Origin of the sequence: Streptomyces sp. Ru73 (genome assembly GCF_002920575.1) — a bacterium.
GTDB lineage: Bacteria > Actinomycetota > Actinomycetes > Streptomycetales > Streptomycetaceae > Streptomyces.
Genome location: NZ_PQSQ01000041.1, coordinates 36838 through 63716, shown reverse-complemented (window position 1 = coordinate 63716; position 26879 = coordinate 36838). Strand labels below are relative to the sequence as shown.

Genomic DNA, 26879 nt, shown 5'->3' with positions numbered 1-26879 from the left:
GGCGAGTTCTTCCCCGCCGTCCCCCGCTTCTTCCGCGAGAGCTCCTACGGACGGCTCGACTACCGCTCGACGCCCGTCCTGAAGTGGATCCGGATGTCCCGCCCGCTGTCCTCGTACCGCATCGGACGCGGCACCTCCTTCAGCCCCGCCTCGCACAACGGCTACTACGCGCTCGCCAAGGAGATCGTGCGCGCGGTCGACCGCCGCGTGGACTTCCGCGCCTATGACCTGGTGAACGTGCTGGTCACCCCGGAGGCGGGCCCGCCGGCGACCAAGAACGTCTGGTCCGTCACCTTCAGCGGCGGCCCGCTGGGCCTGAAGACGGGCGACGGGACGCAGCTGAAGAACGTGTCGTTCATCTGGAGCCGGCAGACCGGTCCGAGCGCGTACCGGGTCCTCAACCACGAGAACGCGCACTCCTTCGGGCTGCCCGACCTGTACTTCACGGACGGGCGCGCCGACCCGCACCCGGTGGGTCACTGGGATCCGATGGACGTGGACTGGGGCCCCGAGAACGACTTCCTCGGCTGGCACAAGTGGAAGCTGGGCTGGCTGGCCCCGGGCCAGGTGGACTGCGTGAGCCGCCCCGGCGCGGTCACCACCCACCGGCTCACCGCCGCCGCGGCCCGCGGCGGCACGAAGATCGCCGTCATTCCGGTGTCCCGGTACCGCGCGTACGTCGTCGAGGCGCGCCGCACCGGCCACCTCGACCCGACCGCCTGCCGGCCCGGCGTCCTGGTCTACCGGGTCGCCACCGACGTCCCCTCGGGCAAGGGCCCGGTCCGCATCTCCGACGCCACCCCGAAGAGCACCGGCTGCTACCGCAACGACCCGAACGTCCGCGCCGGCCTGACCGACGCCACGTACCGCCCCGGCCAGACCTTCCGCGCCGGCGGCCTGTCGGTCGAGGTCCTCGAGGACCGCCGCCCCGCAGGCGGGAACGACACCGCCCCGAACACCTTCCGCGTACGGATCACGACACCGAAGCGCTCCTGAAGCGAGCGGGCGGGCGGGGGCATGCAGGTCGACCCGGCCGGAAGGCAGCGCGCCGCGGACGCTCACGGGCCCGCTGACGCATCCGGACGGCCCCGCCGAGGTACGAGCGCTCCACGAGCGCGCCGGGCCCGCAGCGGCGGCTCAACGCCGCCTCAGCGGCCGCTCAGCCCCTCCGGAGCATCCGCCCCAGGAGCCGGCCTTCCCCAGGGGTCAGTCCTTCCAGTGCAGCCGCCCCAGGCTGATCAGCCGCAGCTGCCTGCGGGCGCGTTCGGCCGTGCGGGCGGCCGCCGCCATGTCGCCGTCGTCCGCCGCGTCCAGGATCGCCGAAGCGGTCATCACCAGGTGGTCGACGTACATCTCGGCGAGCATCAGCACGTCGTCGTCGCTCCAGCCGTCCGACACCGGCTGCTCCCGCAGCGCCGCCGCCACCTCGGCGGCGAACCGCTCCAGTTCGGCGGCTATCGCCCTCCGTACGGCCCGCACGCCGCCGTGCCGCTCCCGGGCGATGAAGCGGATGTGCGCCGGGTTCTCGCGGACGTACCGCTCGACGACCGCGACCGTACGGTCGATGCGCTCCTCCGCGTCCGGCTGCTCGGCGAGGATCGCGCGGACGACGCCGTGCAGGCTGCCCAGGGACTCCTCGACCAGCGCGACCCCCAGGTCGGGGATGTCCCGGAAGTGCCGGTAGAAGGCCGCCGGCGCCACGCCCACCATCCGCGTCACCTCGCGCAGCCCGATGCTGCTCAGGCTCTGCTCCGCCAGCAGCCGCAGCCCGGCGTCGAGGAGCGCCTGTCGGGTCTTCTGCTTCTGCGCCTGCCGGGCGCCGGTGGTGTGACTCATGCCATTCAGTAAACATCCGTTCTCCGACACGATCCACCCCGGGGGCGCGCTAGACTCGTAAGTCAGTGAACAAGTGTCACACCAACTGTTCACCCAATAGAACGATCAAGGCCACTCACCTCACCTGGAAGGGCCAGAAATGATCTTCCTTGTCGCAGCCTTGCTCCTGCTGGGAGTGCTCATAGGCACCGCGGCACACCTTCCGCTCGCCGCGACGCTCACCGCAGCCGCCGCGATCGCCGGCTGGCTGCTGATCTTCGCCGTCCGCGAATACCGCGCGAAGGAGGCCCGCCGATGACCACCCTCACCCACCGCGCCCGGACCGAGTCCGACGAGACCCGCACCGAGACCGCCGAGGCCGGGGCGCGTACCGCGACCGAGTCCGCCCGGCCCGCCGCGGACGACGCGGCCGGCGCCGCGACCGCCGCCCCCCGCGCGACGAAGCAGGCCGACGGCATGGCCGTGGCCTCCTTCATCCTCGGCCTCGTGGGCCTGCTGGTGATGAACCTCGTCCTGGGCCCGCTGTCCCTGATCCTGGGCGGCCTCGCCCTCTACCGGGGCACCGCCCGCCGCGGCCGCGCCCTCCTCGGCATGACCCTCGGCGCCGCCGACCTCATCGTCCTCGCCGCCATCGTCACCGCCGACGGCACGGTCAGCTGGAACTTCCCCGCCTGACCGCACTCCGCAGAGGGGCCGCGCCACGCCGCCACGGGGCCGGAGAACCTCCCGGCCACCCAGTGGCGAGACCGGGCGCGACCCCATCCGCTACCCTGTTCACGGCCAGCCGATGGTGCGCACACCGCCCCGCCGTGCTCCCTCACCAGGGCCCGGCGCACCACCACTGACCGCCCGCCTCCGTAGCTCAGGGGATAGAGCACCGCTCTCCTAAAGCGGGTGTCGCAGGTTCGAATCCTGCCGGGGGCACCAGCGTGAAGGCCCCGGCCCGAGTGGCCGGGGCCTTTGGCGTATGCGGGTGGCGGAACGTTTGCGCAACCCCCGTGGAACGTATGGGTGGTTGAGGCCCATGATCGGCTGATCGCTTCAGGGGAACGGGGGTTCTTACTCTGCTCCAGTGATCTTGGCGATGGGGCGCGGGCCGTGGACGGTTTCGGCGGGCCCGCGCGATTAGGTGGAGTGCGTGCCATGTGAACTCTTCATGCGTCCACGCGACTTCCCCGGATCGCGCACGGCGACGCTGTCAGTGATGCAGGCGGTGCACGGGAGTCACCGGTACCGATGTGCGGCGGACGCACCGTGCCGCCGCGCGACCGACGGCGACCGGCGGGGGCCGGCGGACGGGGGGTCCCGGTGTCCGCGCTGAGCAGCATGGCCGCCGCGTCCCCGGCCGTGCCCTCGGCCACGGAGGGCGGCATCGGCGGCCCCGCCACGGGAGGCGCCGACAGCTCCGCCACAGGAGGTGCCGACGCGGCGCTCTTCGGGTGGGCGCGGGAGCTCGTCACGCCCGCGCTGCGCCGGGTCGTGGCCGATCTGCCCGGCCCCCAGCGGGAGATCGCCAGGTACCACCGCGGCTGGGGCGCGGGCGCGGAGTCCACGGCGGGAGGCGGCGGGAAGGCCGTACGCCCGGCGCTCGTCTTCCTATCGGCGATGGCGGTCGGGGCGCCTCCGGAGAGCGTCGTCCCGGGTGCCGTCGCCGTCGAGTTGGTGCACGACTTCTCGCTGCTGCACGACGACGTCATCGACGCCGACCCGCTGCGCCGCCACCGGCCCGCCGTGTGGCGGCAGTACGGCACGCCGGCCGCCGTACTGACCGGGGACGCCCTGCTGATCAGCGCGCTCGCCGTGCTCGCCGCCGACGCCACCCCGCACGCCGCGGCGGCCACCAGGGAACTGTCCGGCATGCTGGAGGACTTGCTGCGCGGCCAGAGCCAGGACGTGGCCTTCGAGAGCACCGCACGGGTGCGCGCGGAGGAGTACCTGGAGATGGCGGCAGGGAAGACGGGCGCCCTGATGGGCTGCGCGTGCGCCCTGGGGGCGCTGCTGGCCGGCGCCTCCGAAGCGCGCACCGCCGGGCTGCGGGACTTCGGGCGCCACTTGGGCGTCGCCTTCCAGTGCGTCGACGATCTGCTGGGCATCTGGGGCTCCACGCGGCGCAGCGGGAAACCGGTGGGCGCCGACGTGGCGGCGCGCAAGAAGTCGCTGCCGGTCACGGTGGCGCTGGCCGACACCGGGCCCGCGGGGCGGCGGCTGGCCGCGCTGTACGACCGTACGGAGCCGCTGTCGGCCGCCGACGTCGCGACGGCCACCGAGCTGATCGAACAGGCCGGCGGCCGGGAGGCGACCGAGGTCGAGGCCAGGCGGCAAGTGGGTGCCGCGATGCGGGCGCTGGCCCGCGCTGAGCCGGTGCCGTCGGTGTACCGGCAGTTGCACGACCTCGCGCTGCTGATGACGCGCCGGGACCACTGAGGAATGCGCTGCCGCGCGTCATCCGTACGGCTGCGCACGTAACCCGAAAGGCCCTGCGGCCGTTTCCCCTAGTGGCCATTGCACATTCCGGCAGTATTGCGGAACCCAGCCGGGGCGGCGGATTATTTGGAACAGCAACAGCACACCCCTCACGGGAAGAATCCGTCGGTCGACGGACTTCCGGCGGTCAGCGTGTACGGACTGCATGTCGCGCGCGGCGACCGGACACTTCTGGACGACATCAGTTTCGCCATTCCGCGTGGTGCGATCGTCGGCCTGCTGGGTCCCAGCGGATGCGGAAAGACCACGCTGCTCCGCTCGGTGGTCGGAATTCAGTCGTACGCGGCGGGGCACGTCCAGGTGCTCGGCAGGCCGGCCGGTGCCCCGGCGCTGGCGACGCGCGTCGGCTATGTCACGCAGGCGCCGTCCGTCTATGCCGATCTGACGGTGCTGGAGAACCTCCGGTATTTCTCCGCCGCGCTGGGGCTGCGGGGCTGGCGCCGGGAGCACGCCGTGGTCCGGGTGGTGAAGGAGGTCGACCTGGCGGACTGGGCCGACCAGCCGGTCGGCCGCCTCTCGGGCGGGCAGTACTCGCGGGTCTCCCTGGCCGTCGCCCTGCTCGGCTCTCCGGAGCTGCTGGTGATGGACGAGCCCACGGTGGGGCTCGATCCGCTGATCCGGCAGGAGCTGTGGGCCGTCTTCCGGCGGCTGGCCGACGAGGGCACCACCCTGCTCGTCTCCAGTCACGTCATGGACGAGGCCGACCGCTGCGACCGGCTGCTGCTGATGCGCGACGGCCGCCTGCTGGCCTCCTGCGCCCGCACGGAGCTGCTGGCGCACACGGGCTGCGCGAACGTGGAGAGCGCCTTCATGCGGCTCGTACGGCCGGACCGGGGAGCGACGGCGGCCGGCGCAACCGTGGGGCCCGCAAGCACGTCGGTACCGGGCCCCGCAGGCGCGCCGGAACCGGGGCCCGCCGACGGCTCCCCACCGGAGGCGGCGGACGCCGCACCCGAAGGCGGCCCGGCTACGGGCGCCGCGTCCTCGGACGCCGTGCCGGCTCCCGCGACGCCGCTGTTCGACGGCGCCGTGCTGCCCGATCCCCACGCATCATTCTTCGCATCGGAGTGCCGAGGTCGATAACGTGAGAACCGAGTCCCGGCCGGGGACGATGGCCCGGGCGGTACGCACCGTCCGCGCCCTCCCGCTCACCCCGGGCATCACCTTCGCCACCGCCCAGCGGGTGCTGCAGCAGATCGTCCGCGACCGCGGCAGCGTCGCGCTCATGCTGGCGATCCCGTGCATGCTGATGGTGATCCTCAAGCTGATGTTCGACGACGCGGACGGCGCCTTCGAGCGCATCGGCCCGCAGGTCTTCGGCATCTTCCCGCTCATCGTGATGTACCTGGTCGCCTCGGTCTCGACGCTGCGGGAGCGCACCTCGGGCACCGCGGAGCGGCTGCTGACCATGCCGGTGCAGCGGCTGGACATCGTCCTCGGCTACAGCCTGGCCTTCGGCTTCCTGGCCCTGCTCCAGGCCGTCCTGGCGACGCTGCTCTCCGTGGGGCCGCTGGGGCTGGACATCAAGGGCCCGCCCTATCTGCTCATGATCATCGCGATGCTGGGCGCGCTCCTCGGACTGGCGCTCGGCCTGCTGGTCAGCGCCTTCGCGCGGAACGAGTTCCAGGCGGTGCAGTTCCTGCCGGCCGGGGTGCTGCCGCAGTTCCTCGTGTGCGGCCTGTTCGTGCCGCGCGAGGACATGAGCGGCGGGCTGGCGGCGCTGGCCAAGGTGATGCCGATGACGTACGCGGTGCAGGCCGCTGGCGAGGCCGCCCATCACGAGGGGGTGACCGGCCTCTTCGTGCGGGACGCGCTGCTGATCCTGGGGTGCGTGATCGTCGTCCTGCTGGCCAGCGCCGCGACGCTCAAGCGGTGAGACACACGACGGTGAGGTGGGCCCGGCATCGCCGCCGGGCCCACCTCACCGCGTTGTGCCGGTACCGGTGCCTCAGTAGCCGCCACCGGTGGTGTTCCAGCCGAACCCGCCGCTGACCTGGCCCTGGGCCGGGAACGAGAACGGCCCCATCTGGATCGGGCGGCCGCCGGGGCCCTCGTCGTAGGGGTCGGCGGACGACGACGCGGGCGAGGCGGCCAGCGCGGCCGGGGCGGCGCCGCACGTCGCGAGGGCGACAGCGATCACGGATGCGGCCGCGGCACGTCGCAGGAACGACATGGATTCTCCTTTGTGGAGCGGGATTTCTGCCGGACACCAAAACCTTAATGGCGGCCTCGGCGGCATTCGACGGCTTCCCACGCATTCCGCGTTTCTTCCCCAAAAGGGGGACCGCGCGCCGTCGGGATGACCCGACAATCGACAATCGCTTTTCGTGAGAGCGGCCGGAGCCTGCTTTCCGCATCCCGCGTGCACCCCATGGCGAAGTCCACTCCGCCGGGCGAAAGTATGACGGAGAGGGCCTGGAACGCATACGACAAGAACACCGAGAGCGGGAGCGGAAATGGCCGGGCGGTCGGCGAAGTACGGAAATGCACGCGGGCGCGGCAGGGCGCTGCCCCTGACGGCCCTGCCACTCGCGGTCCTGTTGCTGGCGATGACCGCGACGGCGGCCGGCGGCCTGGAATTGCCGTACGCGGCGGGCGGGGCCGCCCGGACCGCTCAGGGATTTCCCGCCGGGGCCAATTCCCGGCCGGAGCGCGGCCGTTCCCCCGATGCGGTGCTGCGGCTGATCAACGAGCGGCGCGCGGCGGCCGGCTGCCGCCCGGTCCGTGAGCACTCCGCGCTGACGCGGGCCGCGCGGCGGCACAGCGCCCACATGGCGCGCACGGCGTCCCTCGCGCACAGCGGTCCGGGCGAGGGACGGCCCGGCGGCCGGCTCACGGCCGCGGGATACCGCTGGAGCCGCGTCGGCGAGGACCTCGCCCAGGGGCAGCCGGACGCCGCCACGGTCGTACGGGACTGGATGCGCAGCCCCGGGCACCGCAGGACGCTGCTCACGTGCGCGTACGAGCACGCCGGCGTGGGCGTCAGCGGCGGCCCTGCGGGTCCGTGGTGGACGGTGCTGCTCGCCACCCGCCGGTAGCCGTCGCAGGCCCTCACACGCCCAGCAGCGCGTCGTCCCACCACCACGCCACCGTGGGCAGTCCGCGCGGTGCCGAGCGGTCGTCGTCCGCCGGGGTCTCGGCCCACTCCAGGGGCGTCTCGTCCATGGGGTCCGGTACGCGCCCGAGGCTCAGGTAACGCGGCACCCGGAGGCCCCACTCGGCGTTGCCCCGGATGCCGTACCGGAGGCCCTGCAGATAGGTGGCCAGCTCCAGCCCCGCCCGTGGACGCACCGTGTCGTGCACCTCCATGAAGCGCAGCAGTACGCGGTCCCGTAGGCGCGTGGCGGCGCTCACGGCCTCCTGGAGCGGCAGCCCCTGATGGTGCATCAGCACGCTGTACACGTTCTGGTCGGTCTGCCCCCGGGCCAGTTCCTTGCGCAGGGAATGGCGGTCGTTGTCCAGTGCGGCGACCATGATGGCCATCTCGGTGAGCGCGCGGACGGCCGGCCGTTCCATGTCCTGCGCGGGCACCTCGTGGCCGGTGGCGAGCTCCAGCATGGCGAACGGCGGCTCGCCACCGGCGGACAGCAGCCGCATCGCGAGGTACTCGTCCAGGTCCGGCATGCGGCCGAGCGCGGCGTTGCCGACCTGCCAGGTCACCCCGGAGAGCCAGGCCCGGTGCGCGGCGATGAAGCGGCGTACCTGGAGCGGGCTGCCGAAGGACCTGAAGGCGGCGCCGATCTCCTGCAGGGCCGCGACGAAGCCCTCCGACTCGTCACGGGCCGTAGGCGCCTCCAGGGCACGCTGCACGCGGCCGGCGAGGGCGCTGAACGTGGCGGGCCGGGTGCTGAACGGGCCGTTGTCGCACCGGTTGTCGTCGAAGGCGAAGCCCCAGTAGACCCACAGCGAGGTCCACAGCAGGCGCTCGTCGGTGGCGGCATCGGGCGCGAACCGGGCGAAGAAGTCGGTGCTGCAGGTGGCGATGGTCCAGGTCCGCTCCTCCTCGGTGGTGCACATCGGGCTGCGCCGGATCCATTCCTTGGCCCGTTCGTCGACGATGTGGGCGCGGGGGTGGCGGGCGGACTCCAACGGGCAGAAGATCAGCGGAAGATCGATCTCGTTGACGGTCACGGCCATGAACGGCACCTCTTGCCCTGGTCGACGACGGCACGAACGAGCCTCATCCTGCAACGGACAACACCGGGCAACCATGACCTACATGCACCTGGCAGACATTCCCCCCTAACAGGGCAGGAGCCACCCGCCGGTGTTGACGATCATCACTCGTCCCCCTGACCTCCCGCGCCGGCCCCGCTCTCCGGGCCCTCACCCGCGTCCGTCCGCTCGTCGATCTGGGCGATGGCCCACTGGGCCCAGTCGCGCGAGGCGGGGAGCATGTGGAGGCCGAAGCCCGCGGCGAGGTGCCCGAAGGCGAGCGGGTCGTGCAGCATGCCGTCCTTCAGGTCGACGTCACCGGACTCCACGAGGGCGGTGAGGGCGTCGAGATCGCGCTGAACGGACGCCGCGTACTCCGCGAGCACGCCGCGCGCCTCCTTCGGGTCGAGCGCGAAGAGGAGGAAGAGCCGCAGCACGAACTCGTTCCTGACCACAGGGGTGCGCGGCGGGTTCAGCAGCCACTGCCGCAGGTCCTCGCGGCCCGCCTCGGTGATCGCGTACGTCTTGCGGCCGCGCGCGCCTTCCTCGACCACCTCGGCGAGGCCGTCGGCGGCCAGCCGGTTGAGCTCTTGGTAGACCTGGTTGTGCTTGGCGTGCCAGGCGTAGCGATCCAGGCTCTGCTCGAACTTCTTGGTCAGCTCGTATCCACTGCCCGCCTCGTCGGCCAGCAGTCCCAGCAGCGCGTACCGCAGCGACATCGCGTCTTCCCCGCCTCTCCCTGTGCTGCGATCACCTTAAACCACCGACACGTAGAAGTTGACACGTGTGGGCCAACGTGTCACTTTCTACGTGTCGAAGTTGAGCAGGCGGAGACCGTCCGAGCGGCGCACGCCCCGAAGGGGGCCACAGGTGACGCGTACGGAGGGACCGCCACGGGGGAAGGACGACGCGATGACCGACAGGACGACGGCACGGATACCCGGCACGGCCGGACACGAGGCGCAGAGCGCGCCCACTGACACGGCCGCCCGCCCGCTGGTCCTCTCGGGCCACCTGGCACCGGTACCGGACGAGATCGACGCACGCGACCTGCCGGTCAGCGGCGCGCTTCCCCCGGAGCTGCGCGGCCGCTACCTCCGTAACGGCCCGAACCCGCTGCCCTCTTCGGGGGCCGGCGCGCACTGGTTCCTCGGGCACGGCATGCTGCACGGCATACGGATCGCCGACGGGCGCGCCGAGTGGTACCGGAACCGCTGGGTGCGCACCACCCGCCTCGCCGGCGCCCCGGCCGTACGCCCCGACGGCACCCGCGACCTGACCGCCAACTCGGCCAACACGCACGTCATCGAGCACGGCGGCCGGCTGCTGGCCCTGTGCGAGGGCGGCCTGCCGTACCGGATGACGCCCGAGCTCGGCACGCTGGGGCCGGAGGACTTCGGCGGCCGGCTGCACACCGCGATGACGGCGCACCCGAAGGAGGACCCGGCCACCGGGGAGCTGCACTTCTTCGGCTACGCGCCGACGCCCCCGTACCTCACGTACCACCGGATGTCGGCCTCCGGGGAGCTGGAGCACAGCCGCGTGATCGACGTCCCGGGGCCGACGATGATGCACGACTTCGCGATCACCGAGCACTACGCGGTCTGGCTCGACCTTCCGGTGACGTTCGACGCGGCGCTGCGCGGCGCGGGCATGCCGCTGCGCTGGAACGACGCGTACGGCGCCCGGCTGGGCGTGATGGCGCTGTCCGGCGAGGGTCCGGTGCGGTGGTTCGACATCGAGCCCTGCTACGTGTTCCACGTCGGCAACGCCCACGAGGACGCCGCGGGACGGCTCGTCCTGGATGCCGTGCGGTACGACCGTGCGACGTTCAACAGCATGTGGACGGCCATCGGGGGCCGGGCGGCCGCCGCCCCGGGAGCCGCTGCCGCCCTGCCGACCGGACCGGGCGCCTCGGGGGCGGCGTCCCCGGCGGCTCCCGGGCCGGTGCTGTACCGGTGGACGCTCGACCTGGTGACCGGCGCCGTCGGCGAGACGCCGCTGGACGACCTCGCGGTCGAGTTCCCCACGCTGCACGCCGGACGGGTGGGCCGGGACAACCGGTACCTGTACCTGGCCGCGGAGCAGCCGAGCGGCGCGGTGGTGCGGTACGACGTGACCACCGGCGAGCGGCGCGTGCACGACGCCGGCCCGGACCGGGCCGTCGGCGAGGCCGTGTTCGTGCCGGCGCGGGACGCCCGCGCCGAGGACGAGGGCTGGCTGCTGACGATCGTCACGGACCGCTCGGGCGCCGGCTCGGACCTGCTCGTCCTGGACGCCACCGACCCCGCCGGGGCCCCGGTCGCCTCGGTACGGCTGCCGCGCGCGGTCCCCGCGGGCTTCCACGGCTCGTGGCTACCGGACGACGCCGAGGCCGAGGGCGGGGCCGGGAACGGAACCGGGCGATGAACGCATCCACTTACGACGGCGCACATCAGGGAGCAGACACCGTGCACACGGGGGCGATGACCATGGAGCCGGACACGGCGGCGGAGCGGCCCGAGGGGCCCGGCGAGCAGCCGGCCACGGGCGCGGCGGGAGTCACCTCCACGGAGGCGGCGACGGATGCGCACACGGAGGAGACGACGGTCGCAGCGCGTGGGGGCGAGCGCTGGTACACCGGCCTCGGGGAGATGTTCTCGACGCTCTTCTGGGACATCGGTCTGTCGATCGCCGTCTACTACGTCCTGCGGGCGTGCGGTGTCGGCGTGTACCCCTCGATGCTCGGCGCCACGGCCGCCGCCGCGCTCCGCGTGGTGTACGTGGCGGTCCTCCCCCGCCGCTTCGACGTCTTCGCGGCGTTCATGCTCTCCGTGTGGGGCGTAGGTCTGCTGCTGTCCTTCGTGAGCGGCGACGCGCGGTTCGTGCTGGCCAAGGACTCGGTGCCGACCGGCCTGGCCGGGCTGATCTTCCTCGGTACGGCGGTGGCCGGGCGGCCGATGATCTACGCGGTCGTGCGGCGCACCCAGGGACGCACGCCGCGGGCGCTCGCCGAGCTGGAACGGCGCTGGGCCGCCGAACCCGCCTTCCGGCGCACGCTCACGGTCATGACCTGCGTCTGGGGTGTCGGCATGACGGCCGAGGCCGTCCTCAGGCTCCCGATGATCTACCTGCTTCCGGTCGACGCGGCCACCGGCCTCTCGGGCCTGATGCAGCTGGCGACCTTCGGTCTCCTCACGGTCTACACGGTGGTGCACCGCAAGTGGGCCACCCGCCACCTGCGGCGCTGACGCCGCGGGACACAGGGGCGGCGGGGTACGGCGCGGGGGGCCGTACCGCGCCGCCCTTCGTGCATGCGTCACGGGCAGCGCCACCGGGACGTGCGGCGCAGAATGAGGAACGAGGGCACCGGAGCGGCGTGTGGGTGCGCCGAGCGGGTCCGAGCACGTAGTGCCCTCCTGCCCGGTGCGGGTGATCCTGATGAACCGCATGATTCCTGCGGGACGCACTCTCCCTCCTCGTGCCCGTCGCCTGCGCGCCGTCGGCCCCGCGGCCGTTCTGGCCGGCGCGGCGGCGACGGTCCTCACGGTCGGCGGCTGCACGTCCGAATCGGGTGGCGCGCCGGAGGACGGCAGGACGGTCACGGCCACCGTGACGGCGCCACCGTCCTCCTCCGGCGGCGGGCCGGAGGAACCGGCCGCGTCGCCCTCCGCTTCCCGGCCTCCTTCGCAGGACTCCCGGGAGGCGGCGCCGGAGGCCACGCGGGACGCCGCCGCCACCGTCGAGGCGTACTTCGCGGCGATCAACGCGGGCGACCACCGGCAGGCGTGGGAGCTGGGCGGCAAGAACCTCGGCGGGTCCTACGACGCCTTCGTCGAGGGGTTCGCCACCACGGAGCAGGACACGGTCCGGGTCATCGACGTCCACGGCGGCTCGGTCACGGTGCGGCTGGACGCGCTGCAGACGGACGGGACCACGCGCCACTTCGCCGGCACGTACACCGTCAGCGGCGGCGTGATCACCGGCGCGGCGATCAGGGCGGTCGGGGAAGCCGAGCCGTCGACGCCGTCGGAGCCCGGGGAGCCTGGCTCGTCGCCGTCCTACCAGTACTGCTCGGACGCCCGGGATGCCGGCGCGGCACCGATCCACAGCGGTGAGCCCGGGTACGCGGAGCACCTGGACAGCGACCGGGACGGCATCGCGTGCGAGCCGTACGAGGGCGTTCCGTAACCAGACCTGATCGCGGACAACGGCGCCGCGGCGGGTGCCGGCGGCGGCCCGGCTATGACCTCGCTCACCACCCGCCGGACAACGCCCGCCCCGTCCGGCGGGAGTTGTCCACAGGCTCAGCGGCGGACGGCTCATGGCTCGTAAGCTGCCAGACATGAACGACGTGGACGGTGGGCCGGACGAGGTCCCGGGCGGCGCTGGCAGCCCGGGCGCAGGCGAGGACGCACGGGCCGGAGGCGGGCCGGGCGGTGAGGCGCTGGAGGTCCTGCACCGCGTCTTCGGCTACGACGCGTTCCGCGGCAGTCAGCAGGAGATCGTCGAGCACGTCATCGGCGGCGGCGACGCCGTCGTGCTCATGCCGACCGGCGGCGGCAAGTCGCTCTGCTACCAGATCCCCTCGCTCGTGCGGCCCGGCACGGGCGTCGTCATCTCCCCGCTGATCGCGCTGATGCAGGACCAGGTCGACGCGCTGCGCGCGGTCGGCGTGCGCGCGGGCTTCCTGAACTCCACGCAGGACCTGGAGGAGCGCCGCCTGGTCGAGGCGGAGTTCCTGGCCGGCGAGCTGGACCTGCTCTACCTCGCGCCGGAGCGGCTGCGCGTGGAGCAGACCCTGGGGCTCCTCGACCGGGGCAAGATCTCCCTCTTCGCCATCGACGAGGCGCACTGCGTCGCCCAGTGGGGCCACGACTTCCGCCCCGACTACCTCGCCCTGTCGATGCTGCACGAGCGCTGGCCCGAGGTGCCCCGCATCGCGCTCACCGCCACGGCCACCGAGGCCACCCACGCCGAGATCACCTCACGGCTGCGGATGGAGCAGGCCCGGCACTTCGTGGCCAGCTTCGACCGGCCGAACATCCAGTACCGCATCGCGGCCAAGAGCGAGCCGAAGAAGCAGCTGCTGGACCTGCTGCGCACCGAGCATGCCGGGGACGCGGGCATCGTGTACTGCCTCTCCCGCGCGTCCGTGGAGAAGACCGCCCAGTTCCTGGTGCAGAACGGCATCGACGCCGTGCCGTACCACGCCGGTCTGGACGCGCGGACCCGCGCGCACCACCAGGCGCGCTTCCTGCGCGAGGACGGCCTGGTGGTCGTCGCCACGATCGCGTTCGGCATGGGCATCGACAAGCCCGACGTGCGCTTCGTGGCGCACCTGGACCTGCCGAAGTCGGTGGAGGGGTACTACCAGGAGACCGGCCGCGCCGGGCGCGACGGCCTGCCCTCCACGGCCTGGCTGGCGTACGGCCTGCAGGACGTCGTCCAGCAGCGGAAGATGATCGACGGCTCGGAGGGCGACGAGGCGCACCGGCGGCGGCTCGCGGCACACCTGGACGCGATGCTGGCGCTGTGCGAGACGGTGGAGTGCCGCCGCGTGCGGCTGCTCGCGTACTTCGGCCAGGAGAGCAAGCCGTGCGGCAACTGCGACACGTGCCTGGCGCCGCCACAGTCCTGGGACGGCACGGTGCCGGCGCAGAAGCTGCTCTCGACGGTCGTCCGGCTGCAGCGCGAGCGCGGGCAGAAGTTCGGCACGGGCCAGATCGTCGACATCCTGATGGGCCGGAAGACCGCCAAGGTCATCCAGTTCGACCATGACGCGCTGAGTGTTTTCGGCATCGGCGCCGACCTGCGGGAGGCCGACTGGCGGGGCGTCGTACGGCAGTTGCTGGCGCAGCGGCTGCTGGCGGTCGAGGGCGACTACGGCACGCTGGTGCTGACCGAGACGAGCGGCGAGGTGCTGCGCGGGGAGCGCCAGGTCCCGATGCGGCGCGAGCCGGAGAAGCCGGCCCGGGCGGCCAGGGCGAAGACCGCGAAGGGCAAGCGGGCGCCGGTGGACCTGCCGGCGGAGGCGGCCCCGGTCTTCGAGGCGCTGCGGACCTGGCGCGGGCAGACCGCGAAGGAGCAGGGCGTCCCGGCGTACGTGATCTTCCACGACGCCACGCTCCGCGAGATCGCCACGGCCCGGCCGGCCACCACCGCCGAACTGGGCACGGTCAACGGCGTCGGCGAGAACAAGCTCGCGAAGTACGGCGACGCGATTCTGGAGGTGCTGTCCGGCGAAGCGGCGAGCGGCGGACCGGCGTCCGGCGGCACGGCGTCCGGCGGGGCAGCGGCGAGCGAGGGACCGGCGCCCGGCGGAGCGAGTGCCGAGGCCGCTCCGGGTCGCTCCGCCGCGAGCGGCCGGGGCGCCGGGAAGCCCGCCGCGCCGGAGCCCGACGGTGACTGGGACTGGGCCATGGAAGAACCGCCGCCGGAGGACGACTGGGAGGGCGCCTTTGGGTGAGCCGGTACCGAGCGCGGCTCGGGATGAGCCGGTACCAGGACGCCTTGGGGTGAGCCCGTACGAGCGCGCCTTGGGATTAGCCCGTACGAGGACGCGCCTTGGGGCGAGCCGGGGCGCCGCAGCGGTCCTGCCTACCGGCTCCGGGGGCGTCAGCGGGGGCAGTGGCCCGGGCGGGCGTAGAGCGTGATGCGGGCGCCGGTGACGTCCTGCGTGCTGCAGCGGTCGAAGTGGTCGCGGAGGACGGTGCGCTTGACGATCTCCCGGGAGGTCTCGTCCTCCGGTTCGTCGCGGGGATCGCCGAGCACGACGATGCGCTCGGCGGCGAGCATCCGGGCTGCCGTGCGGTCGGCGGACACTTCCGTGCCGTACAGCGAGCCCGAGGCCGCGGGCGAACGGTACAGCGCCAGGTCGGTCAGGCCGCGGAACGCCGCGGGCTCGGACAGCGTCCACACCCGCCGCCTGGCCGGCATGAACAGCAGCCCGTCACCGGGCCGCGCCACCGCCCGCACGGCCCGGACGACGGCGGTGGCGTCGTCCTTGCGGCTCTCCGGGGTACGCAGGTGGACGGCGACGGGCACCAGCGCGGCCAGTACGGCCACCAGCGCCCAGGCCGTACGCCGCCGCACCCGTACCGCCCGGCGCTCCTCGGCTTCCCCCCGGCCCTCCTCCCCCGGGGCCCGCCCCCTGTCCTTCCCCCGGCCGTCGTCCGTGCGCGGCCGGAACGTCCGGTCCAGCGCCGCACCGGCCAGGAGGGCGAAGCCGACGACGTAGTACAGGACGTAGCGGTCGACGTACACCGGCTTGAGCTGCGAGAGCAGCAGCAGGGTGGCCTGCGGCGCGATCAGCAGCGGTACGGCGAGGGGCCGCAGCCGGACCGGCCCCCGCGTCCGTACCGGCACCCGGGCGCAGACCACGCCCACCGCCGCCAGCACCCCGAAGGTCACCAGCTGCACGGGGTCGGGCCACAGGATCCAGCCCAGCTGGGCCGACTGCCCCGAGCTGAAGAGCGCCAGCGGCGCCAGCCCGACGGCCACTACGCCGACCGCGACGAGCCAGGTCCGGCGGACGGCTGCGCGTACGGCACTCGGCACGCCGGCCAGCACCACCGTGATGCCGTGCGCGGTGAGCACCAGGACGGCGAACTCGTGCAGCAGACAGGCGGCGAGGGTGACGAGCGCGTACCCCGTCCACCAGCGCCGCGCGGCCCCGGGCACGCGGAACAACCCGGGCCCGGCGGACCCGGCCGCCGCCTCTCCCTTGGCCCCACCCGCCGCCTCTCCGGTGGCCCCGGCCGCCGTCTCCCCGACTGCCCCGGCCGGTTCCGCGTGCCCGGTGGCGCTGGCGCAGAGCGCGCGGACCAGGAAGTACGTGGACCAGGTGACCAGCGCGCAGACGAGCGCGTACGACCGGCCTTCCTGCCCGTACTCCTGCACCAGCGGCACGAGCGGGAAGACCAGGCCCGCCGCGACGCCCGCGCGGCGCCCGGCCACCCGCGCCCCGAGGAGCGCGACCCCGGCGGCGGCCAGGGTCATGGCCAGCGCGGACGGCAGCCGGAGGGTCGTCACGCCGCCGCCGAAGACGGCGAAGAGGCCGTGCATGAAGAGGTAGTAGAGGCCGTGGACGGCGTCGGCCTGCTGCAGCGCGGCCCACAGGTCGGGCAGGCTGCGGTGGGCCATGTCGTAGGTGACGACCTCGTCGCGCCAGATGCTGCCGTCGCGGCGGATGCCCCACAGGCACAGGACGAGCGTCAGCGCCACCGGTGCCGGGACGACCCTGGTCCAGGGCACCGGTTCGGCACGGGCGAGGCCCACGGCCGGCCGGGCGTTCAACGCGGTACCGATGGCGGTCTCCTGAGCGATGACGGACTCCTGAACGGCGGGAACGGTCGCAACTCGCCCCCTGCGGCCCAGTGGCACCGCTTCACATTACCGGTAGCCGTGCCCGGACTTGCCGGGACAGGTGACGGGGACGAACCGCCCGTTCCCCGAACGCGGAAGGGCCGCCCGCACCGAGTGCGAGCGGCCCCTTCACGACCGACGCGAGTGTCAGCCCACGCGCGTGAGCTTGGCGCCGAAGGTCGGTTCGGTCAGGTCCTTCTGGAGCGCCACCGGGACCTTCACCTGGCCGGGCCCGCTGCCCGCCGTCAGCACGCCGACCTTCGTGCCGGCCTTCGCCTCGTGCGGGATGACCTTGCCGTTGCCCGACAGCCCCAGCTTCACGGTCAGGCCGTCCCAGCCGACCGCCTTGAGGTTCTTCGTGGCCACGACCGGCGTGGTACCGCCGAGCCCGTCGTCCACCACGCCGACGACGTCACCCTTCTTCACGACCGTACGGTCCTCCAGCGCACTCTGCGTCGTGGTGAGCAGGCCCTTGCTGACGGCGTTGGCCGTGTCGATGATCGGCGTCCGGTGCTGGCCGAGCACCGCACCGACGATCAGCTGCGTCGTGCCGCCGACCTGCTGCCGGCCCGCGAAGAGCAGGTTGCCGCCCGCCTTCGAGGTGGACCCGGTCTTGAGGCCGATCGCGTTGTTGTACGGCGGCAGGGTGTTGTAGTTCCGCCACTGCTTGCCGGAGGGGTCGGTCCACGACGGCAGCTTGGTGATGTCCACCAGCGCGGGCATCTCCATCGCCTTCTTGCCCAGCTTCACCTGGTCCTCGGCGGTACTGACGGTGGTCTCGATCAGACCGCTGGGGTCGGTGTAGGTGGTGTTCTTCATGCCCAGTTCCTTGGCGGTGGCGTTCATCTTCTTGACGAACGCCTCCTGGGAACCGGCGTCCCAACGGGCCAGCAGCCGGGCGATGTTGTTCGCGGAGGGGATCATGACCGCGGACAGCGCGTCCTTCTGCGAGATGTGGTCGCCTTCCTTGACGGTGTCGAGGACCGACTCGTCACCGTGGCCGGCGCCCTTCTTGCCGTCCTCCTCGGCCTGCTTGTCGATCCGGATCTGCGGCCCCGGCTTGCCCGGCTTCAGCGGGTGGTCGCGCATGATGATGTACGCGGTCATCGTCTTGGCGACGCTGCCGATCGGCACCGGCTTCTGGGCGCCGTACGAGCCGATGGGGCCGAGCCCGGAGACCTCGACGTACGCCTGGCCCTCGGACGGCCAGGGCAGCGACGGCTTGCTGCCGTCGAAGGAGTACGTGGCGTCCGAGGCCAGCGCGAGCGTCGGGTCCGGGAGCGGGCGCACGGCCTGCACGATCACGAAGATCAGCAGGAGCAGCAGGACCAGCGGGGTCCAGATCTTGAACCGCCGTACGACCGTACGCAGCGGGGTCTCGGGCGGCGGCGGGGTGTTGGTGAGCTGCGCGAGCAGGTCGAGCGGGGGCAGCGGCTGCTGCTTCGTACGCTCGGACTCGGGCAGCGCGCCGGGCTCCGCCGCGGGGGCGGCGGCCGACGGCTGGGCGGCCGGCGGCTGCGGGCCGGCCGGCGGAACGGCGGTGGGGAGCGCGGCCGTCGCGGCCGGGTCGCCCGGGGCCTTGATGGCGTCCGAGGCGTCGCCGATCTTCGCGAAGGGCTTGCCGACCGCCTTGCCGACGGGCTTCGGCGGCTTGACCGGACGCTCGTCCGCCGACTTCAGCGCGACGAACTGACTGGTCCGCTCCGCGTCCCGCTCGGCGGCCTTCTTGTCGTCCTCGGCGGTCTTGTCGTCCTTTGTGTCCTTGGTGTCCTTGGCGTCCTTGGCCTCGGGCGTCTTGGCGTCGGGCGTCTTGGCGCCGGCGGCCTTGGCGTCGGGCGTCTTGGCGCCGGCCGTCTTGGCGTCGGCGGCGGTGTCGGCGACCTTGGCGTCGGACTTCTCCTCCGCCTTCTCGTCCGTGGCCTTCTTGACCTCGGGCTTCTCGTCCGCGGCCTTCTTGGCCGCAGGCTTGGCGCCGGCAGGCTCCTTGGCATCGACAGGCTTCTTGGCGTCGGTCGCCTCGGCGCCCGCGGCCTTCTTGCCATCGGTCGCGGCCTCGGCCTTGCTGTCGGCCTTGGCGCCGGGGACGTCCTGGGCGGCACCGGCAGCAGGCTCGGCGTCCTTGCCCTCGCCCGCGTCCTTGCCCTTGGCCGCGGCGTCGGCCTTCTTCGCGGTCTCGGAGCGCTTCGGGATGGCCGCGGCCGTGGCCTTACGGGCCTCGGCCTCCGCCTTGGCGCCCTTTCCGGCACCCGCCCCCTCGGCGGCCTTCGAGCCCTTCGCGGCGCCCTCGGCGGATGCCTTCCCCGCGTCCGCACCGGCGTCCGCACCGGACTCCGTACCGGCGTCGCCGCCGGCCCCCTTCTTGCCCTTCGGCTTCACGGCCGCAAACACTCGTGTGGCGTCATCGGCCGGTGCCGGCTTCGGGGCAGCCGTCCCGAAGACCGCGGTCGGCTGGTCGACCTGGCCGGCGCTCTTCTTGCCCTTCGCGGCGGGCTTCCGTACGGGCAGCGCGGGCTCGGCGTCGGCGTCCTTCGCCACGCCACCGCCCTTCGCCACCCCGTCGCCGTCCGCGCCGCCCTCGGGGGCCTTCGCGGCGCTGGAGGGGCGCTCAGAGGCCCCTTCGCGAGCCTCCGCCTTCTCCGCCTTCTCGGCCCCGGCAGCGTCCCCCTGGGCGCCCTCCGGCCCGTCCTCCGGGGCGTCCTTGCCCGCCACCCAGGCGGCCACCGCCGCCTTGAGCCGGGCATCGCCCTTCTCGCCGGCCCCGGCCTTCCCGGAACCGCTCACGACCTCCCCGGAGCCGTCGTCCTCAGCATCCGCGGCGCCCGGCTCCGCCGAGCCCGCCGCGTCCCCATCGACCCCCGAGCCGGCCGCCTTCGCGCCGTCCGACTTCGCGCCGTTCGACCCCGCCTCGCCGGACCCCGCACCATCCCGCCGCGCGTCCGCTGCAACCGCATCCGGCTCCGCCGGCGTCTCCGTATCCGTCGGTGCTTCGCGGAAGACCGCGAGCCGCGGATCGCGTTCGCTCCCCGCCGTCTCCCCCGACGACTGCTTCTGCTCCGACCTGTCGGGGGACTCGCCCGCCACCGGTGTCTCCTTCGTATGTCGCGCTGCTGCTGTGCCCAGTGTTGCCAAGTGTCCTGTGTGCGAGAAGCGCGGCTCCACCGCCGCGCGGTCCGAGGCCCCTCGTCCCGCCCTCGGAGGCTGTCGCCCATGCAGTAGACGAGAACGACATACCTACCGGTTCCCTACCGAATCACCCACGCACTCTCGACAGATGAATGTGAGAGGGGTCACCCTGTCATTCATCCACGCGGGGAGGCATGGATGGGCAGGAGCCGCAGAACAATTCCGGAGGAGCTTCTGCTGCTCGCTTTGGACCCGGCCACGGGAACCACAGCGCAGCCGCAGTCGCTCGACCTCGGTCTGGCCGGGGCCCAGCTAGTGGAGCTGGCGCTGGCGGGACGGATAGCCCCTGACGGGGATCGTATCGCCGTGGTACTGCCACGGCCGACTGGAGATCCGACGCTGGACTCGGCACTCGAGTTGCTGCGACGCCGCGGCAGCCCGGTGCGCGCGGTCCACTGGATCGGCGGGCCCCGGCTGGGGCTGCGCCAGACCTACCTCACGCACCTGGAGCGGTGCGGCATGGTGCATGCCGTGGCGGGCCAGATGTGCGGGGTGCTGCCGACGACTCGCTACCAAGCGACGGACACGGCCATCAGCCGGGAAATCAGGGCCCGGCTGGACAACGCGATCCGCACCGGCGTACCCCCGGACCCGCGGACCGCGGCGCTCGCCGCACTGGCCCACGCGGTCGGTCTCGGCAAGCACCTCTACCCCGGTAACGAGGGGCGCTCCTCGCGCTCCCGCCTCCGGGACCTGATCCGGCACGACCCCATGGGCGGGCTGGTCGCGCACGCCGTCATGGACGTGCAGAACGGCGTCGCGGCGCAGCCGAGGCGCACTTCGGCGGCGGGGCCGGGCCCCGGTGCGGGCCGGCAGCCGGCCGCCCGGGCGACGGACGGGACGCCTGGCGGCGTTCCGGTGCAGCCGCGGCGGGGCAGCATGGCCCGCGTCGGCGCCCGTTAGCCGGACGAGCAGGAGCGGACGGACAGCAGCAGGACGCCGCCGATCCCTGGCGGTACCGGCACGTGCGGTGTTCGCGCGGCAGCAGCGCGCGACGGCCGCCCGCCGGAGTCCCCGTCCGCGGCACCAACCCCCCACGCAGCACCGCAGTCCCAGCAAGAACACGACCGGCCAGTCATCATCGACATCATCGACCGACGACACCGACAACGTAGCGCCCGGCGACGAACCGCCCGCCAACACGGAGCACCCGGCGGCGGAACAGCCGGCGACGCGGCACCCGGCGACACACCGCGGTACCGACAGCACCGCCCCCAGGTCCCGTCCGGGAGCCGCACCAAGCGCGGGGTGGCGGGCCTGCCGTTCTGGACGACGGCAGACCCGCCACCCCGCGCGCTTGTCCGCGCACGCTCGCCCGCGCCGCTTGTCCGCACGCCTGCCCGCGCGCCAGGCGCCCGCCCGAACGGCGCGTGCGCCCGCGTACCGGCCCCGCACGCCGGCCGGGCCGTCTCGGTCCGTCCACCTGGCGACCGGGCCGCAACGGCCCGTACGCCCGCGCTTGAACGGGCCACACGCCCGCGCACGCTCCCCGTCTCCCGAGCCGGCGTACCGGTTCCGGGAAGCGCCGGGCATCCGTACGCGCTCCCGGTATCCGCCCGTACGTCCCAGCGGCGCGTCCCGGCCCGCCGCATCCCGTAGCGGCTCTGGTCCCCGCACCCACCTTGTCCGGCCATTTCCCAGCGCGGTACCGACCGGTGGTGGCAGTCTGCTGAACAGGAAAAAACAGCAGTCCGGAGCCGGAGGTGCACGTCCCGTGGCGTCCAATGTGAATCCCACCGTCAGGCGACGCCGGTTGGGCCAGGAGCTGCGCAGGCTCCGGGAGCTCAAGGGCATGACCGCGGAGGAGGTCGCGGAGCGCCTGCTGGTCTCGCAGTCGAAGATCAGCAGGCTGGAGAACGGCCGTCGCAGCATCAGCCAGCGCGACGTCCGCGATCTCTGCGGCGTGTACGAGGTCGACGACCACCGCATCGTCGATTCGCTGATGCAGATGGCGAAGGACTCCCGCCAGCAGGGCTGGTGGCACGCCTTCGGCGACATCCCGTACAGCGTCTACATCGGCCTCGAGACGGAGGCGGCCTCGCTGCGGGTGTACGAGTCGCTGCTCGTGCCCGGCCTGCTGCAGACGCCCGGCTACGCGGAGGCCGTGATCCCCGGCACCGTGCCGGAGCTGGCCCCGGACCAGCTGGAGAAGCGCATCCAGGTGCGGATGCGGCGCCAGGAGCGGGTCAGCGACCCGCAGAACCCGCTGCGCCTCTGGGTCGTGCTGGACGAGAGCGCGCTGCGCCGCGTCGTCGGCAGCCACCTCATCATGCGCGAGCAGCTGGAACACCTCGTGGAGATCAGCAAGCTGCCGCACGTGACGGTGCAGGTACTGCCGTACGACACCGGGGCGCACGCCGGCATGTCCGGCACGTTCTCGATCCTGGAGTTCGACGACGCGGCCGACTCCAGCGTGGTGTACATCGAGGGCGTCACGAGCGACCTGTACCTGGAGAAGACCAACGACGTGCACAAGTACACGATCATGTACGAGCACTTGCGCGCCCAGGCGCTCAATGCCGACCAGAGCCGGGAATTCATCGCCGAGGCGGCGAAGCAGCACGCCGACAGCACCGGCTGAGCCGGCCGGCCGATCCGGCGCCCCGGATCACTGAGCGCCACCGCCCGCAGGTCGCCGCAATGTCCCGCCAGCCCTGTGACCTGGCGGGAAAGCGCCTGCCCGGCCACTGGAAGAACCATTCCGGAATGGCGAGCGGGGCAAGGTACACCCGCTCAAGTTCTCTTGGAAAGAGATCAAGAAATATGCCATACGGATGGGTGACACCCCTCTGGCGTCGGTGATGTTGGCGCGTAGCGTCATGCATACCGAATCCGCGCCAAGTCGCGGCAACCCAGAGTGAGTCGGAGTGAACATGGCCATCAAGCCCAATTCCGCATTTTCCTGGAAGAAGTCCTCGTACTCCGGTGGCAACGGAGCCTGCGTCGAGGTCGCCGTACCCACCACCGAGGCCATCGCGGTGCGCGACTCCAAGGACCCCGACGGCCCCCGCCTGACGTTCGACACCGCGGCCTGGAGCACGTTCGTGGCCGAGGTCGGCGCCGGCACGTACGACCTGGCCTGAGCGGGCTCTCGTACCAGCCCTCAGACGTCCGCGTCCTCCTGGCGCGGGCCACCCCTCAGCACCTGCCCAATTCACCCCGCGGTCTCATAACTCCATATCGGCACCACCGCACAACAATTCCATCGCACCACTGCATTACCCACCGCACAGAGCCCTCTCGACTGGATCGCCGTCCCGGCCGAGGGGGCTCGGCTCACACGCCCCCGGTCCAGCCGCTCCCTGCCCGTCCGCTGATCTCCTCCCCGTCAGCGGAGTTGGTCGACGTAGCCGTCCGTTCCGGGCACGGTCGGCAGGAAGGGCGCGACCAGCTCCACCCGCCCCAGTCCGGAAGCCGCCACCTCGGCGTCCAGCCCCTCGAAGGTGTTCGCCCAGCACGCGCGCGGGTCGGCCTCCAGGAACCACAGCAGCGTCAGCCGCGTGTCCACGCCGGCCACCTGCTGGACGTACGCCATCCGGTCCGCGGGCAGCGGCGTCGGCCGGAAGACCGTGACCAGCGCGGCACGCGAACCGGCGAGCCGGTCCGGCAGGTGCCGGGTACTCAGCCACTCCAGCAGTTCAGCGCGCTGCTGCGGCCCCTCGGCGTCGATCACCTGGAGAACCAGGCCCGCATACGGATGGTCCAGCGCGTGGAAATCCCGCGGGCCCGCCGCGCCGTCCCGGTACACGGTCGCCTCGTGGTCCTGGAAGGCCGTGAAGACGTGGGTGCGGCCCTGGTGGACCCGGCCGTCGCGGTTGAGGCGCCGGTTGATCGCCACCGTCCAGCGCATGTGGTCGTCGTAGCGGCCCTCGGTGAGCCAGTACGTCGTCAGGTAGCAGCCGGCCGTGACCGGGTCGGCCACCGCCGACGGGTCGGGATAGCGGAGGAGCTGCAGGTCGCGGGTGGCGACCCAGCGGCGCCCCGCGAAGATCCACGGCATGGCCATCGCGCCGGCGATGAAATGGTCGTCCTCGTACCAGCGGTTGTAGGCGCGCTCCTGGCCGGGGTGCGGCTCGACCATGGTGATCAGCGCGTGCCCCGGGCGCACGCCGTACGGCCCGACGGCGGCCAGCTCCCCGTACGTCTCGCTCCTGGTGTCTTCGGTCATGGCAGCCAGGTGTAGCTGACAGGGCATCAGATGAGGAGGGTCGCGACCGCTTCCATGGCGAGAGGTGTGTCTTTGGCGGCCCAGGATGTGGAAAGTCATGCACGCCGGACGTTTACCGGCATAAGCTCCATGACTACTGCAGCTAACGCTGGTTAACGGCGTTGGCGCGGCACGAGTGATGGGAGTCAGCCGCCATGCCGGAAACCGCCACCGCACCCACCGTCGCCACCACGGCGCCCGTTCCCGGGCTTGCCGGGCGGGCGTCGCGGACGGGGGCCTCGCCCGTACGGGAGATCCTGGCGCTGACCGCGCGGCCCGAGGTGATCTCGTTCGCCGGCGGGCTGCCGGCGCCGGAGCTGTTCGACACGGCGGGGATAGCCGACGCCTTCGGGCGGGTGCTGGCCGACCGGCCGCAGCAGGCGTTGCAGTACTCGACGACCGAGGGCGACCCGGCGCTGCGCGGGATCGTCGCCGAGCGGGCCACCGGGCGCGGGCTGGCCACGGGCGCCGACGACGTGCTGATCACCACCGGCTCGCAGCAGGGGCTCACGCTGCTGACGACCGCGCTGCTGGAGCCGGGCGACACGGTGGTCGTGGAGGACCCCTGTTACCTCGCGGCCCTGCAGATCTTCTCGTTCGCCGGTGCGCGGGTCGTGCCGGTGCCGTGCGACGACGACGGGCTGATCCCCGAGGCGCTGGACGAGATCGTGGCCCGGGAGCGGCCGAAGCTGCTGTACACGGTGCCGACGTTCCAGAATCCGACGGGGCGCACGCTGCCTGCCGAGCGCCGGGCCGCGATCGGTGCGGTCGCCGCGCGCCGGGGCATGTGGATCGTGGAGGACGACCCGTACGGCGAGCTGCGCTTCGAGGGCGAGGCGGTGCCGTGGCTGGCCACCTTCCCGGGGGCCGAGGACCGTACGGCGCTGCTCGGCTCGTTCTCCAAGATCCTGGCGCCGGGGCTGCGGCTGGGCTGGCTGCGCGCGCCGGCAGAACTGCGCCGCGCCTGCGTGATCGCCAAGCAGGCCGCCGACCTGCACACCTCGACGGTCGACCAGGCGGCGACGGCGTACTACCTGGCGCACGCCGACCTGGCCGGGCATCTGGAGCGGGTGACCGGCGCCTACCGCGACCGGCGGGACGCGCTGCTGGCCGGGCTGGCGGAGGCGCTGCCCGCGGGGTCGCGCTGGAACCGTCCCACGGGCGGGATGTTCGTCTGGGCGCAGCTGCCGGCCGGGTACGACGCGACGGAGCTGCTGCCGTCGGTGGCCGAGCACGACGTGGCGTACGTGCCGGGCGCGCCGTTCTTCGCCGGTCAGGCCGACCCGGGGGCCATGCGGCTGTCGTTCGTGACGCACTCGCCGGAGGAGATCCAGGAGGGCCTGCGCCGCCTGGGGGCCGCCCTCCGCTGAGGCACCCGGCACCGGCCCGCGGCGGCGGCCGGGCACCCGGCCCACGAGACCCTCGGTCGGGCCGCCGCGCCCGGACGCCGCGCCCCGTACTCGCAGGAACCCTTCCGCACCGCTCCCCTCCGCGCCTACGCTGACGGCCCGTCAGCCGTGGCCGGAGGGGATCGCATGCTCCTGCAGGGCAAGACCGTCATCGTGTCGGGCGTCGGGCCGGGGCTCGGGTTCCGCGTCGCGGAGGCGTGCGTGCGGGACGGGGCGTTCGTCGTCCTGGGCGCGCGCACGGAGGCCCGGCTCGCCGCGTGCGCCGAGCGCATCGACCCGGCGGGCGGCTGGACGGCCTGGCGGGCGACCGACATCGCGGACGAGGCGCAGTGCGCGGCGCTGGCCGGACTCGCCGAGGAGCGGTTCGGCGGGGTGGACGCGGTGGTCCACGTGGCCGCGCTGGACGCGTACTTCGGCGGGCTGGCGGACGCGGACTTCGCCGCCTGGCAGCGGGTGGTGGACGTCAACCTCTTCGGAACGCTGCGCATGACGCGGGCCTGCCTGCCCTCGATGCGGGCGCGCGGCGGCGGCTCGGTCGTGATGATCGGCACCCAGTCGTCGGTGGCCGCGCCGTCACAGGTGCGGCAGGCGGCGTACGCGGCGTCCAAGGGGGCACTGGTGTCCGCGATGTACTCGCTGGCGCGCGAGCTGGGCCCGGACCGGATACGGGTGAACACCGTCCAGCCGGGCTGGATGTGGGGCCCGCAGGTCGAGGCGTACGTACGGATGACGGCGGAGTCCGAGGGCGTACCGGAGCAGGCGGTGCGGGACCGGCTGGCGGAACGCATGGCACTGCCGGAGCCGGCCACGGACGGTGACGTGGCGGAGGCCGCGGTGTTCCTCGCGTCCGACCGGGCGCGGGCGATCACGGGTCAGTCGCTGCTGGTGAACGCGGGTGAGCTGATGCGCTGATGCGTATCGGGGCGCGCCGTACCGACCGGGCGCCCCACGGCACCCGCCTGCGAACGACCTCCTCTCCGCACCGCACGGGATCCCGCTCCCGTGGGGTGCCGACGCGTGCGCGGAGCCTGGCGAAGTGTCCGCTCATGGTGCGGTCGCCGCCGTGGGCACGACAACGAGGCGTGGAGTCAAGAGACGGTAAAATCGTTCGGTTAGGTGACTGATGTTCATATCCATGACCTACGAACCCCCTTGACCGGGCTCCGCGCCAACGGTTCAATCCCCGAAGTCCCCACTCCCGCACGGGGGCGCCGCCGAGGCGAAGTGCGTTTGCGTTCTTGCACGTTCACAAGGCGGAC

22 protein-coding genes, 1 tRNA gene and 1 pseudogene are annotated in these 26879 nt (G+C 72.9%); 17 read left to right on the top strand and 7 right to left on the bottom strand.

All coding sequences use genetic code 11. The features are described from left to right. Positions 1 to 996, top strand: a 996-nt coding sequence (locus C3486_RS19185; RefSeq protein ID WP_103833953.1) for a M6 family metalloprotease domain-containing protein, incomplete at its 5' end; no start/stop codon positions are given. Positions 997 to 1206: 210 nt separating this feature from the next. Here C3486_RS19185 and C3486_RS19180 read toward each other — a convergent pair. Next, on the bottom strand, positions 1207 to 1836 hold the full coding sequence (locus tag C3486_RS19180; RefSeq protein WP_103833952.1) for a TetR family transcriptional regulator: 630 nt from the start codon (positions 1834 to 1836) through the stop codon (positions 1207 to 1209). A gap of 139 nt (positions 1837 to 1975) precedes the next feature. Between C3486_RS19180 and C3486_RS37330 the strand changes: the two genes are divergently transcribed. The 6 genes and pseudogenes from C3486_RS37330 (at position 1976) to C3486_RS19155 (ending at position 6196) form a co-directional block, all read left to right on the top strand. After that, positions 1976 to 2134: a hypothetical protein gene (locus tag C3486_RS37330; RefSeq protein ID WP_181138606.1), complete on the top strand. Its 159-nt coding sequence runs from the start codon at positions 1976 to 1978 to the stop codon at positions 2132 to 2134. Beyond that, entirely contained in the window at positions 2131 to 2511 is a 381-nt protein-coding gene (locus C3486_RS19175; protein WP_103833951.1) for a hypothetical protein, read from the top strand. The genes C3486_RS37330 and C3486_RS19175 overlap by 4 nt, the downstream gene beginning before the upstream one ends. A gap of 176 nt (positions 2512 to 2687) precedes the next feature. Beyond that, positions 2688 to 2763 (top strand) — tRNA-Arg (locus tag C3486_RS19170). Between the two features lie 381 nt (positions 2764 to 3144). Next, positions 3145 to 4260: a polyprenyl synthetase family protein gene (locus C3486_RS19165; protein WP_258052861.1), complete on the top strand. Its 1116-nt coding sequence runs from the start codon at positions 3145 to 3147 to the stop codon at positions 4258 to 4260. Between the two features lie 126 nt (positions 4261 to 4386). Beyond that, positions 4387 to 5226 (top strand): annotated as a pseudogene (locus tag C3486_RS38075) (ABC transporter ATP-binding protein); the annotation flags it as partial. A 205-nt stretch (positions 5227 to 5431) separates the two neighbouring features. Further along, complete coding sequence (locus tag C3486_RS19155; protein ID WP_103833949.1) at positions 5432 to 6196, top strand: ABC transporter permease; 765 nt, start codon at positions 5432 to 5434, stop codon at positions 6194 to 6196. 72 nt (positions 6197 to 6268) lie between these two features. Here C3486_RS19155 and C3486_RS19150 read toward each other — a convergent pair whose 3' ends face one another. Then, positions 6269 to 6493 carry a hypothetical protein gene (locus C3486_RS19150; RefSeq protein ID WP_103833948.1) on the bottom strand — a complete coding sequence of 75 codons (225 nt, stop codon included), beginning with the start codon at positions 6491 to 6493 and terminating at the stop codon, positions 6269 to 6271. 283 nt (positions 6494 to 6776) lie between these two features. Here C3486_RS19150 and C3486_RS19145 point away from each other — a divergent pair, with 283 nt between their 5' ends. Continuing rightward, the gene (locus C3486_RS19145; RefSeq protein ID WP_103833947.1) at positions 6777 to 7358 is read left to right on the top strand and encodes a CAP domain-containing protein; all 582 of its coding nucleotides are present in this window, start codon (positions 6777 to 6779) and stop codon (positions 7356 to 7358) included. A gap of 13 nt (positions 7359 to 7371) precedes the next feature. On the opposite strand, the gene C3486_RS19140 is transcribed toward C3486_RS19145, so the two are convergent. After that, positions 7372 to 8457, bottom strand: a complete 1086-nt coding sequence (locus C3486_RS19140) for a terpene synthase family protein (RefSeq protein ID WP_146075014.1) — start codon at positions 8455 to 8457, stop codon at positions 7372 to 7374. A gap of 143 nt (positions 8458 to 8600) precedes the next feature. After that, positions 8601 to 9194 carry a PadR family transcriptional regulator gene (locus C3486_RS19135; protein ID WP_103833945.1) on the bottom strand — a complete coding sequence of 198 codons (594 nt, stop codon included), beginning with the start codon at positions 9192 to 9194 and terminating at the stop codon, positions 8601 to 8603. Between the two features lie 193 nt (positions 9195 to 9387). Between C3486_RS19135 and C3486_RS19130 the strand changes: the two genes are divergently transcribed. From C3486_RS19130 to recQ, 4 genes are all read left to right on the top strand, one after another. Then, positions 9388 to 10884 (top strand): carotenoid oxygenase family protein, encoded by a 1497-nt coding sequence (locus tag C3486_RS19130; RefSeq protein ID WP_103833944.1) that lies wholly within the window; start codon positions 9388 to 9390, stop codon positions 10882 to 10884. Continuing rightward, on the top strand, positions 10881 to 11705 hold the full coding sequence (locus C3486_RS19125) for a VC0807 family protein (RefSeq protein ID WP_146075013.1): 825 nt from the start codon (positions 10881 to 10883) through the stop codon (positions 11703 to 11705). Before C3486_RS19130 ends, C3486_RS19125 begins: the two co-directional genes overlap by 4 nt. A gap of 361 nt (positions 11706 to 12066) precedes the next feature. Further along, positions 12067 to 12645: an excalibur calcium-binding domain-containing protein gene (locus C3486_RS19120; RefSeq protein ID WP_258052860.1), complete on the top strand. Its 579-nt coding sequence runs from the start codon at positions 12067 to 12069 to the stop codon at positions 12643 to 12645. Between the two features lie 154 nt (positions 12646 to 12799). Further along, entirely contained in the window at positions 12800 to 14923 is a 2124-nt protein-coding gene (gene recQ / locus C3486_RS19115) for a DNA helicase RecQ (RefSeq protein WP_103833942.1), read from the top strand. Positions 14924 to 15072: 149 nt separating this feature from the next. Here recQ and C3486_RS38070 read toward each other — a convergent pair whose 3' ends face one another. Further along, complete coding sequence (locus tag C3486_RS38070) at positions 15073 to 16752, bottom strand: glycosyltransferase family 39 protein (protein WP_374936893.1); 1680 nt, start codon at positions 16750 to 16752, stop codon at positions 15073 to 15075. A 216-nt stretch (positions 16753 to 16968) separates the two neighbouring features. Further along, positions 16969 to 19902: a D-alanyl-D-alanine carboxypeptidase family protein gene (locus C3486_RS19105; protein ID WP_103833941.1), complete on the bottom strand. Its 2934-nt coding sequence runs from the start codon at positions 19900 to 19902 to the stop codon at positions 16969 to 16971. Positions 19903 to 20142: 240 nt separating this feature from the next. On the opposite strand from C3486_RS19105, the gene C3486_RS19100 reads away from it, so the two are divergent. The 3 genes from C3486_RS19100 to C3486_RS19090 all read left to right on the top strand — a co-directional run bounded on the left by C3486_RS19100 (position 20143) and on the right by C3486_RS19090 (position 23087). Further along, positions 20143 to 20907, top strand: a complete 765-nt coding sequence (locus C3486_RS19100) for a GPP34 family phosphoprotein (protein ID WP_103833940.1) — start codon at positions 20143 to 20145, stop codon at positions 20905 to 20907. 811 nt (positions 20908 to 21718) lie between these two features. Next, positions 21719 to 22585 (top strand): helix-turn-helix transcriptional regulator, encoded by an 867-nt coding sequence (locus tag C3486_RS19095; RefSeq protein WP_103833939.1) that lies wholly within the window; start codon positions 21719 to 21721, stop codon positions 22583 to 22585. 292 nt (positions 22586 to 22877) lie between these two features. Then, positions 22878 to 23087 (top strand): DUF397 domain-containing protein, encoded by a 210-nt coding sequence (locus tag C3486_RS19090; protein WP_103833957.1) that lies wholly within the window; start codon positions 22878 to 22880, stop codon positions 23085 to 23087. Positions 23088 to 23332: 245 nt separating this feature from the next. On the opposite strand, the gene C3486_RS19085 is transcribed toward C3486_RS19090, so the two are convergent. Then, positions 23333 to 24172 (bottom strand): hypothetical protein, encoded by an 840-nt coding sequence (locus tag C3486_RS19085; protein WP_103833938.1) that lies wholly within the window; start codon positions 24170 to 24172, stop codon positions 23333 to 23335. A gap of 194 nt (positions 24173 to 24366) precedes the next feature. On the opposite strand from C3486_RS19085, the gene C3486_RS19080 reads away from it, so the two are divergent. Together C3486_RS19080 and C3486_RS19075 are read left to right on the top strand one after the other, a co-directional pair. Then, positions 24367 to 25581: a PLP-dependent aminotransferase family protein gene (locus tag C3486_RS19080; protein WP_103833937.1), complete on the top strand. Its 1215-nt coding sequence runs from the start codon at positions 24367 to 24369 to the stop codon at positions 25579 to 25581. Between the two features lie 165 nt (positions 25582 to 25746). After that, positions 25747 to 26532, top strand: coding sequence for an SDR family oxidoreductase (locus C3486_RS19075; protein ID WP_103833936.1), 786 nt, complete (start codon positions 25747 to 25749; stop codon positions 26530 to 26532). Positions 26533 to 26879: the final 347 nt, after the last annotated feature.